The following is a 12,979-nucleotide window of genomic DNA, read 5'->3' on the forward strand; positions in this document are numbered from 1 at the left end:
GTTTTTAATTAAGGGCACCAATTCTAGCAACCACTCGAGTATAAATATGGATTTTTTTCTTCAGCATTTTTCGAAAACGACTTTAGGTCTCTTCTTCAGTATTCTTTGTTTTATCTCTTTTCCTGCTTTTTCAGCAACGTCTATTTCTTTATTCTCAGTCATAAATATCGCTTTTATTTTAGGTTTAAGCTTACCTGTAACCTTGATCGCATTGCTGTATAAATCGAAGATAATTTTTAAATTACCCTTATTTATCTTAATGACGCTAAGTTTAGTTGGGATTATTTACTTTACTGCCATATCTGAACAAATAGGTATGTTAGTACCTTTGATTTTCTCTATTTTGTATCTTGTTTTTATGTATTTTTGTGGTTCATCTGAAAAAACTGATCTAACGATAAATATAGGGATGATAAGTCATGTTATTGTTTTTATTTTAGCTTTAACTTACATAGCGGTGATTTACTTTTATCCTAATCAAAATGCTTACATTATGTGGGTAATAACCAGCGGCAGTATATTAGCTTTCACTGTTGTAAAGATAAGGTATGACTCTGATGGTTTTAATAATTTATTGTACAAATTAACATTTCAATGGCTTCCCGGTGTTTATTTTTCTTTGGTTGTGTTTTTGTGGATAAATAATGAAATTAGTGCTCAATCGTTCATTATGAATAGTGTGGCGAGTTATTTAGTACTATTTTGTTCAAGTTGCTGGAAAGTTGTAACAAAAATAAATAAAAAAAATACCGAACAAGGTGGAAAGTCACGGTTAACCGATATGGGGTTAGCCGCAATACCTAATGATACAAGTACTAATTTACCTTCTCAGCAAGAAGCGGTTCAGGTTGTAAATAAACTTTTAAAAAATAAGCCAAAAACAAATTTAGCTATTATTGTATTTAAACCCATTAATTTTAAGCAAGTAAATAAAATTTTGGGGCATCATAACTCTGATATATTACTTTTACAGCTCGCTTATTGTTTACAAAAAAGCGTGGAAAGTAATACTAATCTGATTAACTTTAATAGTCGTCATAACCCTATTCGCATAGCCCGCTTACAAGGCTTACATTTTTTAGTTGCTTTAGAATTAAAAGAGAGCGATGTTAATGCTCGCGTTTTTGTTGAGAAGTTAAGTCAAGAACTAACACTTGCGGTGCCTGATGCGATGAGTTTTAAGAGTTTTTCGCTAAATTTTGAATTAACATTTGGTGTTTGTTTTTTAGATGATCAAGGTATTAGCTTATCTCAAATTATTGCTCATGCTGAAGATGCATTATTGACGGCGGAAAACAATCAGCTACCACTTAGTTATTTTGATAAAAATGAAGTGATTTATACCGAACGGCATTTATTGCAAATGGAACGTTTAAAAGACGATATTATAGATAATAATTTATATTGGTACGTGCAGCCTCAAACACGTTTACGAGATCGAAAACTTGTAGGCTTTGAGTTATTAGTACAATGGCATAACGCAGATAATGCGCCTCTTGAATTTCAAGATTTTATTGATGTGGCAGAACACAGCGGTGAAATTTATTTATTAACAAAACAGATGATAACACGCGCATTTAAATTAATTTTAAAGCTACAACGTGTTTCGAATTATGAAACAGTATCAATTAAATTGCTAAGCCAGTATTTATTAGAACCTGACTTAGTTAGCTTTATTGAAAAACAAATCGCCACTTATAATGTACCGGCTAAATATTTAGTTATAGAGCTACCAGAAAAAGTCGTACTTTCTGCAGGCGCACGAGCTAGAACGATTATTGACGAATTAAAATCTTTGAATGTAAATATTGGTATCTCTGATTTTTCAGGTAGTTATGAGTCACTTCGATATATAAGAAAAATGGCTGTCCATCAGGTTAAAATTGATTGCGAATACATGGGAACAAAAGAGGATGATTCTGAAAAGGCTATTATTACAGCGCTTGTCGACTTAACTCAGAAAATGAATTTACGTTTAGTGGGCACATCAATCAATGATAAAATAACGGAACAAGCATTTACTTTAATTGGTGGCGAGCTTGCTCAAGGTGATGTTGTAGACAAAGGTGTCGCTACGGAGAAAATAGACACTTGGGTTACAACATGGAATGGTTTGTATAATCCTATTTAAAGTGAGAAAAGTTTATTTAGCTTGCCACAAAAATAAAATTATTATGACAAGCTAATGTAATCTTCAAATATTAAATTGTTAAGATTAACTAATATCTAGCGGCTCAGGAGAGAGTATAATACCGGTATTGTCGGCATATAAATAATCATCAGGTAAGAAGGTGACACCGCCAAAGTTAATGGCTAAATCACTCTCGCCAGCTTCGCTTGTTGAGGCGCTTACCGGGATAGAAACTAAGCTTTGAATACCAATATCAACTTCTTCTAAAGCATCTACATCGCATACACTTCCAAAACAAATAATACCTTCCCAATCATTTTCTGCAGCGGCCTCAATAATATTAATATTGAGGAGTGCTCTACGAGTTGAGCCTCCGCCATCAATAACCATAACTTTACCTTCACCATCTGTGGCGGCTAGCTTAGCTATTAAACCATTATTTTCGAAACACTTTATTGTAACTACTTTTCCGCCGAAAGAATGACGTCCACCATAGTTGCTAAATATAGGGTCGACTACATCAACTAAATCAGTATAGATTGAGCATAGCTCGGTAGTATTATATTCCATGGGTGTTTCCTAGCGTTGTGTAACAAGTTTCCTAAGAAGCTTTAGTATAACTAGCTTGAGATAAGGTTCAACTATCTATTTTTTTAAAGAGGTAATTTATACCAAGTTAATCAATTTATTATTCAAATTGGTATTCAGCGTTTTAGGTTATTGGTTTGAAATTAATAGATTCTTCTCTGCTGTTAGTGCTTGATAAGCTGGCTGTATACTGTGACCAGTTAGATTCAAAATTTCTTGATAAAAGCAGTAGTTCGTTATCTGAATAAATGTCGTTAAAGCCATCATCAAAGGTCATTCTATAACCGTGCTTTCCTAAAGGTTCTATCGAAATAAGGCGAATATTTTTTTTATGGTACACGTTAGGGATAGTCGAGGTGCTTTTAGGTGAATTCGCTTTATGGCACTCAGTAGGGGAGAATATTCGTAAATATTCATAACTTAATGAGAGGGTTTTATTTTGTTGAGGTGGTATATCGTTAAATACAATATTTAATGCTTTTTGATTAGCCTTCAGTACAAATTTTGATATGTTTGACATAATACTAATCTCACTATGAATAAATGAGAGAGAAATTTAAAGGCTCAAACTTCTCTCTTATGACTTATCGATTTATAAAATAAAACGACTTAAATCTTCGTTTTTCACTAACTCAGTTAAGGTGTTTTCTACGTAAGCACTATCAATTTTAATGGTTTCGCCTGAACGTTCGTCAGCATTAAACGAAACTTCTTCAACAAGTCGTTCCATCATAGTGTGTAAACGACGTGCGCCAATATTTTCTGTACTTTCGTTAACTTGCCAAGCTGCGTTTGCTAGTGCACTTATGCCGTCTTCAGTAAACTCAATTGTTAATCCTTCAGTGGCCATTAATGCGATATATTGCTCAGTAAGCGATGCGTTTGGCTCTGTTAATATACGCACAAAGTCTTGCGTGGTTAACGCTTTGAGTTCTACACGAATAGGTAAACGACCTTGTAACTCAGGAATTAAGTCAGAAGGTTTACACATTTGGAATGCACCAGAAGCAATAAACAAGATGTGATCTGTTTTGATCATGCCGTGTTTAGTGCTTACTGTTGAACCTTCTACTAAAGGTAATAAGTCACGTTGAACACCTTCGCGAGAAACATCAGGGCCTGAAGAGTCTCCACGCTTACAGATTTTATCTATTTCATCAATAAATACGATACCGTTTTGTTCAACAGACTCAATCGCTTTTTGTTTGATATCGTCTTGATTAACTATTTTGGCCGCTTCTTCTTCTTGAAGTATTTTAAAGGCTTTTTTAATAGTTAATTTACGTTTTTTGGTTTTGTCGTTAGACATACCTTGAAACATATTTTGCAATTGCGACGTCATCTCTTCCATGCCAGGAGGAGCCATGATTTCAACACCCATTTGCGGTGCGGCTAAGTCTAATTCAATTTCTTTATCGTCAAGCTGTCCTTCACGTAATTTCTTACGAAATACTTGGCGAGTACTTGAATTGTCTGTTTCTTCTTCATTACCAAAAGAATCGCGAGGATTAGGGATAAGCACATCTAAAATACGTTCTTCTGCTGCTTCTTCAGCTAAATGTTTAACGCGAGCCATTTCTTGCTCTTTTGTTAGCTTAATTGCCATATCGGCAAGATCACGAATGATGCTCTCAACTTCTTTACCGACATAACCTACCTCAGTAAATTTAGTCGCTTCTACTTTAATAAATGGGGCATTAGCAAGTTTTGCGAGCCTACGCGCAATTTCTGTTTTACCTACACCTGTAGGTCCAATCATTAAAATATTTTTAGGGGTTACTTCTGCACGCAACTCTTCATTAAGTTGCATACGACGCCATCGGTTACGTAAGGCAATAGCAACGGCTCTTTTGGCGTCACTTTGACCTACTATGTGGCTATCTAATTCGGAAACAATTTCACGAGGTGTCATGTTCGACATGCTAATTCCTTAAAACTGATAATTTATAACTCATCAATGGTATGTTGATGATTGGTAAATACACAAATATCGCCCGCTATTTTTAGCGATTTTTCAACAATTTCTCTGGCTGATAAGTCGGTATTTTCAAATAGTGCGGTTGCCGCTGCTTGAGCAAAATTACCGCCACTGCCAATAGCTACAAGATCGTGCTCAGGCTGAACAACGTCGCCGTTACCGGTAATAATTAATGATGCTGTTTCATCTGCCACGACTAAAAGCGCTTCAAGTTTTCTTAAAGCACGGTCACTTCGCCAATCTTTAGCGAGTTCTACCGCCGCTTTTGTTAAATGGCCTTGGTGTTGCTCTAGTTTACTTTCAAAACGTTCAAATAAAGTAAATGCATCAGCGGTGCCACCTGCAAAACCTGCTAGCACTTTATCATTGTATAAACGTCGAACTTTGCGAGCGTTTCCTTTCATTACGGTATTGCCAAGCGATACTTGGCCATCACCAGCAATAGCTACTTTGCCATTGCGTCTTACTGAAACGATAGTAGTCACATTAACCCCTAATAGATTAACCAGCATACTTATGTATGCCGGTATTTAATGTATATGTATGTTCAATAAGTAGGGGTGCTAGGTGGGGTTTTCAAGGATAGGAGTGTAATTATTTCCATAACCAAATTTGACAATAATTAATTTTGTTGTTTTTTAGTTTATGTTTGTCTTTTTCTGCATCACGTTTTTTTTCATATGGGCCAAGAAAAACTTTATAATAAGTACCGTTAGAACCCACTGACTTACTTATTTGTGCAGAAAGTCCCACAAAGGCTATTTTAGCCTTTAGTACTTCTGCTTGTTTAAGGGTTCTTAAAGATGCACATTGCATTTTATATGGACCACCTTTTTTTACATCGTATTGTCCCACTTCAATTTTTTTGTCTTCTAACTCTTTACGATAAGCCCATTTTTCTTTTGGGGGCGTAGGTAAGCTGGTTTCTGCTTTAGTCTTAGCTTTTTCTTCAACTAAGGGGGCTGTAGTTTCTTGTGGAGAAGTACCATTATCTTTAATGTTCCACAAAAAGTAAGCAAAAGCACAAATAATAATTAGGGTAAATAAGCCGATAAGTTTAACTTTTACCGGTAAACCTTTAGGTTGTTCTTTAGAGCCTTTTTTGTAAGGACTCTTTTTTGTATTGCGTGGGCGAGAAACGTAATCTTGATGTGCCATGGGAAACTAATTTTACAGGAAAAAATAAGGTGTAATTTTAACGAACTTGTTAATAAATGATACTGTTTTTATTTATATCATTTATACAAGACAAGATCAGAGTGAATTTTCAACTAGGTAGTGGTGTTGTTACCAACTTAAATCTATTGGATCTATGTCGACAGACCAACGTACTTTTGATTGCCACTCGTTGTGAGGTATCAATTGTAACATTTGGTAAATGGCTTGATGTAAATGCTTACGGGTTTTTGATTGCACAATAAGATGAAAGCGGTATTTACCACCTCGTTTTTCCATTGCTGCAGGTAAGGGGCCCGCAAGTTCACATCCTTCGTATAAAGTTGCACATATTTCACGTAAAAATTTATCAGGGTATGAGGGGTAATTCGCTTCAGCTCTAAATAATGCTTGAAAACCAAATGGAGGTAAATAAGCTTGCTTACGTTCAGTTAAGGCATACTCTGCAAAGTGTTTATAACCATTATTAACAAGATCTTGTAACAAAGGGTGCTCGGGATAAGCTGTTTGTACTAATACTTTACCTGGCTTACTTTCTCTACCTGCTCGACCAGCAACCTGAACCAGTAATTGGGCCATGTGTTCAGCGGCTCTGAAATCGAAACTGAATAGTGCGCCATCAATATCCAGCATGGCGACTAAGGTCACATCAGGAAAGTGATGTCCTTTAGCGAGCATTTGTGTGCCTAATAATATTTGATGTTTCTTTTCGGTGACCTCTTGCAGTAACTTAGCTAGCTCTCCTTTTTTTCGTGTGCTATCTCTATCGATTCTGACACTGCTTGCGTCTGGAAAGAGTTCACTAATGCGTTGTTCAAGCTGTTCAGTACCTTGCCCTAAAGGTTTGATACGAACACTACCGCAACTATCACATTGCGCGGGTACACGTCTTTGACTACCACAATGATGACACATGAGTAGTTGCTTACTTTGATGCAAGGTATATGGTTTATTACAGCGTTTGCATTCAGGGATCCAATGACATTCTTGGCAATTAATGGCTGGCGCGTAACCTCTGCGGTTTAAAAATATTAATACTTGTTCGCCTCGAACAATGGTCTTTTTGATTTCACTTTTTAAAGTGTCAGATAAACCATGTTCCATTTGATGTTGAGCAATGTTGATTAAGTGAATTTTAGATGTACTACTATTACCCGCCCGATTGAGTAACTGATGGTAATGATATTTACCTGAAAGCGCATTATGTAAAGATTCCAAGCTAGGTGTCGCACTGCCTAATATAATAGGAATGTTTAGCTGGCGAGCTCTTAAAATAGCCATGTCTCGAGCATTATATCTAAAGCTGTCTTGTTGCTTGAACGAGCCGTCGTGTTCTTCATCAATAATAATCATACCGAGTTGATGCAAAGGGGTGAAAATAGCAGAGCGGGTGCCTATTACAATAGCTGAGCTACCACGTTGTGCTTCAAGCCATGTTTGTAATCTTTCATTATTATTTAGGCCAGAATGATGTAAACAAGTTGGCACATTAAAGCGTTGTTCAAAACGGTTAAGGGTTTGTGGCGTTAAACCTATTTCAGGTACAAGTACAAGTACCTGTTTATTGGCTGCCAATATTGTTTCCATGGCTTGTAAGTAAACTTCGGTTTTACCACTACCTGTAATGCCATCAATTAAGTGACAAGAAAAACTCTCGTTGGTTTGTTCAATGGCTGACAATACAACAGCTTGCTCAGTAGACAAGGTAAGTTTGTTTTCTTTATTTAATGAAGACTCAGCCCATTTAAATAGAGTGGGCTGTCGTTCTTTTGTCTCAATAAAACCTTTTGTTTCTAATGCAGTTAACTGCGACTTTGTATAACCTAAGGTACGTAACTCTGCCCATGTAATAGATAAGTGTTTATCAATTAACTGATATAAAGCATATTGTTTAGCCGCTTTAGTTTTTAGCTTTTCTAGCAAAGTACTATCGATGTTTTCAGCAGATACCCAAATGAGAGGAAGTGATACGTCAGGTTGTTTTACTTGTCGTAAAAGTACAGGTAGGGCTTGTTGTAAAACATCGCCGATAGGGTGGTGATAATAATCAGCACAGCGCTGTAAAAATTGTAATAGTGGCGCATCAAAATGAAAATTATCAACGACTCGGCTGGTAATGTTCTTGAGCTTGTTCAGTGGTAATTCGGTTTGTTCGCTCACTGACAATACAACGCCAATCACTTGCCTTGGCCCAAAAGAAACCGCTACACGCTCACCAATTTTAAGCGGTTTGTCTAATAAGTTAGGTGGAACAACATAAGTAAACAATTGTCGCAAAGGAACGGGAATAGCTATTTGTACAAAAAGAGGATTTCCTGATTGCGTCACTTGTTACAACTTATAAATGAATGATGACTTATTTTGACGTTTAAACGTTAACTTGCCAAGTTTGAAAACACGATAAAAGTGATTAAAGATAAAATAAGTAAAAACTCATTAAATTTGGTGTTTTTTACGGCAATATATATTGCTTAATAACATTAATTAAATTACTATGCGCCTCCAAATTATTTAACTCGTATGGTGCTTGGCAGCAATTTGACTGATCAAGTGGCGATACGGCCTTACAGAGGTAACCCCCATGAAAGACGGTATTCATCCTAATTATGCAGAGTTCAAGGCAACTTGTTCTTGTGGTAATGTTATTACAACTCGTTCAACAGTAGGTAAAGATCTTTACTTAGACGTATGTTCAGAGTGTCACCCATTCTACACTGGTAAGCAAAAAGCTGCTGAAACTGGTGGTCGTGTTGATAAATTCAACAAACGTTTTGGTGCTCTTTCTAAGAAGTAAATCTTCTTTAAAGATAACATTATTTGAAAAAAGCGCCTTGTGCGCTTTTTTTATGTTCGCAATTTAAATTTAGCTTTTAAACAATAGGCTATATTTTCGTTAATGTTGGCTTTCTTTTATTCTTCTTTTTATCTATTTCTGCTACATTAGTCCCCATTCAATTTTACCCATTCCCTCATTCAGCAAGGTACGTAAATGGCCGATCGTAAGCCCGATAAATTTTTTAAAGACAGAAAATTTAAAACTGATACTCAAATGGACGAGCTAAAGGTTCCACCCCATTCATTAGAAGCAGAGCAGTCTGTTTTAGGTGGTTTGTTACTAGACAATGATACTTGGGATAGAGTGAGCGAAAAGGTGGTTGCCGAAGATTTTTATAGCCGCTCTCACCGTATTGTTTTTGAATGTATTGCAGTGTTGATTGAGCTAGGCGAACCTGTAGATTTAATTACCCTGTCTGAAAGCTTAGAAAACGATCAAAAATTAGATGCTGCTGGCGGTTTTGTTTATCTTGCTGAAATGATGAAAAACACGCCAAGTGCTGCCAACATTGTTGCTTACGCTGAAATTGTAAGAGAGCGGGCCGTAACACGTGAGATGATCAGCGTTGCCAATGAAATCGCTGAAGCTGGTTACGACACTCAAGGTCGTACAAGTGCGGATTTACTTGATTTTGCTGAAACCAAAGTATTTGCTATTGCTGAAAAAAGAACCAATAAATCGGAAGGTCCTGCATCACTTAACTCTGTGCTAGAGAAAACGGTAGACCGTATCGAGAAGCTATGTTCATCGCCAACGAATGGTGTTACTGGGGTTTCTACAGGTTTTGCAGATTTAGATAAAATGACTGCCGGTTTACAAAAATCAGATTTGATCATTATTGCGGCACGTCCATCTATGGGTAAAACAACCTTTGCGATGAACTTAGCCGAAAATGCGGCTATGACATCAGACAAGCCTGCGCTTATATTTAGTTTAGAGATGCCGTCCGATCAAATTATGATGAGGATGTTGGCGTCTTTAGGTCGTATCGACCAAACTAAAATTCGTACAGGTCAATTACAAGATGAAGATTGGGCACGGCTTTCTTCTACCATGGGATTACTCATGGAAAAAGGTAAAATGTACATTGATGACGCTGCAGGTTTAACACCTACTGAAGTTCGTTCAAGAGCAAGACGTATTCATCGTGATCACGGTGGTATTAGTATGATCATGATTGATTACCTTCAGTTGATGCGCGCACCCCAATTTTCAGATAACCGTACTTTAGAAATAGCTGAAATTTCACGCTCGCTAAAAGCATTAGCTAAAGAATTACAGGTACCGGTTGTTGCACTATCTCAGCTAAACCGTAGTTTGGAGCAACGTTCAGATAAACGTCCAATTAACTCAGATTTACGTGAATCAGGTTCGATAGAGCAAGATGCCGATTTGATCATGTTTATTTATCGTGATGAGGTATATCACGACGACTCTGAATTTAAAGGCATGGCAGAAATTATTATTGGTAAGCAACGTAACGGCCCAATTGGTCGTGTACCGTTGACTTTCCAAGGCCAATTCTCTCGTTTTGATAACTATGCGGGTTCTCATGTACTTGAAGAAGATTAATCCTTTTTACGTAGTCATTAGTTAATGAGCATACGCACTGCAACGGCGATTATTGATTTTCAAGCACTCGCTAATAATTATCAAACCATAAAAGCCTATGCGCCGAACAGTAAAGTGTTGGCGGTACTAAAGGCTAATGCTTATGGTCACGGTTTAGAGCGAATTGCAAAAGCTTTACCACAAGCTGACGGCTTTGGTGTTGCGCGCATTGATGAAGCTATTGCATTACGTAAAGCAGGGATAGAGCAGCCAATTGTTTTATTGGAAGGTTTTTTTTCGCCAGATGAGGTTTATTTATTATCTGAATATAACTTAGACACTATTATTCATAATACCCAGCAGCTTAAGGCTATTACTCAATCCAGCCTGGATACTCCTATTAAAGTTTGGTTGAAAATAGATACTGGCATGCATCGATTAGGTATTTCTCCTAATGAAGTAACCACTTTTTATCAAACATTAGAGCACAGTAAAAATGTTCAAAAGGGCATTGTTTTAATCAGTCATTTAGGTTGTGCTGATGATATCCATGATCAAACAACGGTTGCTCAAGTTAACTTGTTTAATCAACTTAGCATATTAGGCACTGAATGCTCTTTAGCTAATTCTGCTGGGGTATGTGCTTGGCCTGAATCGCATTTTGATTGGGTTAGGCCTGGATTAATGTTATATGGTGTATCGCCAATGATAGCCTTGAGTGATGAAAAAAAAGCCCTACAGCCAGTTATGACATTAAAGTCGAGTATTATTTCTATTCGAAAAATAGCGAAAGGCGACTCTGTAGGTTACGGAAGTGCATGGACTAGTGATCAATCCACCCATATTGCTGTTATTGCAATAGGCTATGGCGATGGTTACCCTCGTCATGCTGGAAATGGTACGCCTGTTCATGTAAACGGTAGAATAGTACCTTTAGTGGGTAGGGTTTCTATGGATATGATCACGGTAGATTTAGGTGAAGACTTAAAAGATCAAGTTGGTGATGAAGCCACGTTATGGGGAGTTGATTTACCTATTGAACAAGTTGCTAAATATGCGACTACAATACCTTACGAGCTTTTGTGTAATATTAGTAGAAGAGTACATATTAGCCTTAAAAAATAATCATACTACTCTTGTGTTTATTCTCCTTGAATAGTCGCTACTACCTCTCTAGAGCTTGCGTAGTTTCTGTGCTCGCCTAAATATATTCCTTGCCATATTCCCATGTTAAGTCTTCCAGCAGTAATAGGGATCGTAATGTTATTTCCTAGAAGGCTCGTTTTTATATGAGCAGGCATATCGTCGCTACCTTCATAAGTATGCTGATAGTACGGAGCATTTTCTGGCACCATTACATTAAAGTGTTTTTCCATATCTGATCGTACTGTTGGGTCGGCATTTTCGTTTAACGTTAAAGAAGCCGAGGAATGTTTGATAAATAAATGCAGAACACCAATACTGATGGTCGAAATCTCAGGTAAGTGGGCAATAACTTCATCTGTAATTAAATGAAACCCACGTTTTCTTGCTTTTAATGAAAATTCAATTTGTTGCCACATAATATAAGACTCTTTGATATGCCAATTTATTAAGCTATAAAACAGCTGAAATTAGGTGAATTTTAGGTATTAAAAAACCCCATTAAAAAATGAGGCTTTTGGGTTTAATAAAGGTTATTTATCGAAACTGAATTCTATAAAAGCTTTACCTAAAGGAGATGATAATGGGATGATCACTATAGGTCCGTCAGCTTTATGGCTGATAGTGTGGTTTTTACCTGAAACAACAACGGGAGTCGCCATATCAAATTCAAAACCTTTTTCACTTAGCATGCGTTTAGCGCCACCAGTAACCATATTGGTTATTTCGCCTACCAAATCAGTAATTTCTTCATTGATTTCGTCAGGAGCCTCACCTACCATATTTTTCATAGTAGCTAGAGCTAATCCTGCTTGAAACGTGATTGAGAGAGAACCTTTAGTTTGCTCGCTCACCATGCCGATTAAACCTGAAACATCGCCCATAGCGACTTCACTTTTTTTTAAAATTGGCTTCTCTGGTGTTAATTCCATTTGTGCCATTGTTGACATAACGTTAAGCATTGATGACAAAAACGGGTTGATAAACTCTACATTCATGAATGTTTCCAAGGCCTTAATTAAATTCTCTAGTACTGATTTTGCATGGAAAACCTATAAATGTAAATCAGTACTTACTATTTAATACCATCAATTTTCGCGATTTTTTGTGAGGCGCTAAAAGTTAAACTTCCTTTTATTGTACTATCTTGAAAATTTAAAGTATTTATTTGTTTAGGGTAAGTATTAACGAGTAAGTCATTTTTTACCAATAATCCCACTAAAAAATTTTCAAAAGGCACTTCTTGGTAAATAAATATATTGCCTCGTTTTACTTCAAGACCTACCCAGTTTAATTTAAGATCTTGATTTGAATAGTTTAAAGTGAAGTGTTCATCTATATATTCTTTAAGATAAAGCTCATATTGCTTATGTTCAGGAGAAAAATGTATTTGTTTAATTTCTGCAATCGCATTTTCTAAATCATGAGCCGTAAATTGATGAATTATTTCAATTTTTTTAGAAGATTCATTTAAGGTTAAATCAGTAATGCCAAAAAAGTAACTATGGGCAGCAGCATTAGCTGCTACTGCCCAAAATAGTAATATAGTGATTGATTTTAATAAACGATTAATCAT

13 protein-coding genes are annotated in these 12,979 nt (G+C 36.5%); 4 read left to right on the forward strand and 9 right to left on the reverse strand.

Features of this window, described 5'->3' with window-relative positions:
- Nucleotides 1-46: 46 nt before the first annotated feature.
- Nucleotides 47-2,131: an EAL domain-containing protein gene (locus tag B0X80_RS17020; protein ID WP_077342486.1), complete on the forward strand. Its 2,085-nt coding sequence runs from the start codon at nt 47-49 to the stop codon at nt 2,129-2,131.
- 84 nt (nt 2,132-2,215) lie between these two features.
- Here the strand turns inward: B0X80_RS17020 and rraA are convergent, their stop codons facing one another.
- The 6 genes from rraA to priA form a co-directional block, all read right to left on the reverse strand.
- Nucleotides 2,216-2,701: a ribonuclease E activity regulator RraA gene (gene rraA, locus B0X80_RS17025; RefSeq protein ID WP_077342488.1), complete on the reverse strand. Its 486-nt coding sequence runs from the start codon at nt 2,699-2,701 to the stop codon at nt 2,216-2,218.
- A gap of 142 nt (nt 2,702-2,843) precedes the next feature.
- Nucleotides 2,844-3,239, reverse strand: a complete 396-nt coding sequence (locus B0X80_RS17030) for a gamma-butyrobetaine hydroxylase-like domain-containing protein (RefSeq protein ID WP_077342490.1) — start codon at nt 3,237-3,239, stop codon at nt 2,844-2,846.
- A 72-nt stretch (nt 3,240-3,311) separates the two neighbouring features.
- Complete coding sequence (gene hslU / locus B0X80_RS17035; protein ID WP_077342492.1) at nt 3,312-4,640, reverse strand: ATP-dependent protease ATPase subunit HslU; 1,329 nt, start codon at nt 4,638-4,640, stop codon at nt 3,312-3,314.
- A gap of 23 nt (nt 4,641-4,663) precedes the next feature.
- Nucleotides 4,664-5,182, reverse strand: a complete 519-nt coding sequence (gene hslV / locus B0X80_RS17040) for an ATP-dependent protease subunit HslV (RefSeq protein ID WP_076417304.1) — start codon at nt 5,180-5,182, stop codon at nt 4,664-4,666.
- 109 nt (nt 5,183-5,291) lie between these two features.
- Nucleotides 5,292-5,855: an SPOR domain-containing protein gene (locus B0X80_RS17045; RefSeq protein ID WP_077342494.1), complete on the reverse strand. Its 564-nt coding sequence runs from the start codon at nt 5,853-5,855 to the stop codon at nt 5,292-5,294.
- A 129-nt stretch (nt 5,856-5,984) separates the two neighbouring features.
- Nucleotides 5,985-8,201, reverse strand: coding sequence for a primosomal protein N' (gene priA, locus B0X80_RS17050; RefSeq protein WP_077342496.1), 2,217 nt, complete (start codon nt 8,199-8,201; stop codon nt 5,985-5,987).
- Between the two features lie 253 nt (nt 8,202-8,454).
- On the opposite strand from priA, the gene rpmE reads away from it, so the two are divergent.
- The 3 genes from rpmE to alr all read left to right on the forward strand — a co-directional run bounded on the left by rpmE (nt 8,455) and on the right by alr (nt 11,385).
- A complete protein-coding gene (gene rpmE, locus B0X80_RS17055; protein ID WP_077342498.1) occupies nt 8,455-8,667 on the forward strand; it encodes a 50S ribosomal protein L31 in 213 nt (70 codons plus the stop codon).
- Nucleotides 8,668-8,862: 195 nt separating this feature from the next.
- Nucleotides 8,863-10,281 carry a replicative DNA helicase gene (gene dnaB / locus B0X80_RS17060; protein ID WP_077342500.1) on the forward strand — a complete coding sequence of 473 codons (1,419 nt, stop codon included), beginning with the start codon at nt 8,863-8,865 and terminating at the stop codon, nt 10,279-10,281.
- A gap of 30 nt (nt 10,282-10,311) precedes the next feature.
- A complete protein-coding gene (gene alr, locus B0X80_RS17065) occupies nt 10,312-11,385 on the forward strand; it encodes an alanine racemase (RefSeq protein ID WP_077342607.1) in 1,074 nt (357 codons plus the stop codon).
- Between the two features lie 17 nt (nt 11,386-11,402).
- On the opposite strand, the gene B0X80_RS17070 is transcribed toward alr, so the two are convergent.
- From B0X80_RS17070 to B0X80_RS17080, 3 genes are all read right to left on the reverse strand, one after another.
- On the reverse strand, nt 11,403-11,822 hold the full coding sequence (locus B0X80_RS17070; RefSeq protein ID WP_077342502.1) for a secondary thiamine-phosphate synthase enzyme YjbQ: 420 nt from the start codon (nt 11,820-11,822) through the stop codon (nt 11,403-11,405).
- A gap of 114 nt (nt 11,823-11,936) precedes the next feature.
- A complete protein-coding gene (locus B0X80_RS17075) occupies nt 11,937-12,401 on the reverse strand; it encodes a chemotaxis protein CheX (RefSeq protein WP_076417298.1) in 465 nt (154 codons plus the stop codon).
- Between the two features lie 77 nt (nt 12,402-12,478).
- A complete protein-coding gene (locus tag B0X80_RS17080; RefSeq protein WP_077342504.1) occupies nt 12,479-12,979 on the reverse strand; it encodes a DUF6702 family protein in 501 nt (166 codons plus the stop codon).

This window comes from Pseudocolwellia agarivorans, assembly GCF_002000085.1.
GTDB lineage: Bacteria > Pseudomonadota > Gammaproteobacteria > Enterobacterales > Alteromonadaceae > Pseudocolwellia > Pseudocolwellia agarivorans.

What these genes read in the sequence shown, in the direction of transcription:
- B0X80_RS17020 (WP_077342486.1), top strand. Translation starts at nt 47, where the DNA reads ATGGATTTTTTTCTTCAGCATTTTTCGAAAACGACTTTAGGTCTCTTC.
- rraA (WP_077342488.1), bottom strand. Translation starts at nt 2,701, where the DNA reads ATGGAATATAATACTACCGAGCTATGCTCAATCTATACTGATTTAGTT.
- B0X80_RS17030 (WP_077342490.1), bottom strand. Translation starts at nt 3,239, where the DNA reads ATGTCAAACATATCAAAATTTGTACTGAAGGCTAATCAAAAAGCATTA.
- hslU (WP_077342492.1), bottom strand. Translation starts at nt 4,640, where the DNA reads ATGTCGAACATGACACCTCGTGAAATTGTTTCCGAATTAGATAGCCAC.
- B0X80_RS17045 (WP_077342494.1), bottom strand. Translation starts at nt 5,855, where the DNA reads ATGGCACATCAAGATTACGTTTCTCGCCCACGCAATACAAAAAAGAGT.
- rpmE (WP_077342498.1), top strand. Translation starts at nt 8,455, where the DNA reads ATGAAAGACGGTATTCATCCTAATTATGCAGAGTTCAAGGCAACTTGT.
- dnaB (WP_077342500.1), top strand. Translation starts at nt 8,863, where the DNA reads ATGGCCGATCGTAAGCCCGATAAATTTTTTAAAGACAGAAAATTTAAA.
- B0X80_RS17070 (WP_077342502.1), bottom strand. Translation starts at nt 11,822, where the DNA reads ATGTGGCAACAAATTGAATTTTCATTAAAAGCAAGAAAACGTGGGTTT.
- B0X80_RS17075 (WP_076417298.1), bottom strand. Translation starts at nt 12,401, where the DNA reads ATGAATGTAGAGTTTATCAACCCGTTTTTGTCATCAATGCTTAACGTT.
- B0X80_RS17080 (WP_077342504.1), bottom strand. Translation starts at nt 12,979, where the DNA reads ATGATTAATCGTTTATTAAAATCAATCACTATATTACTATTTTGGGCA.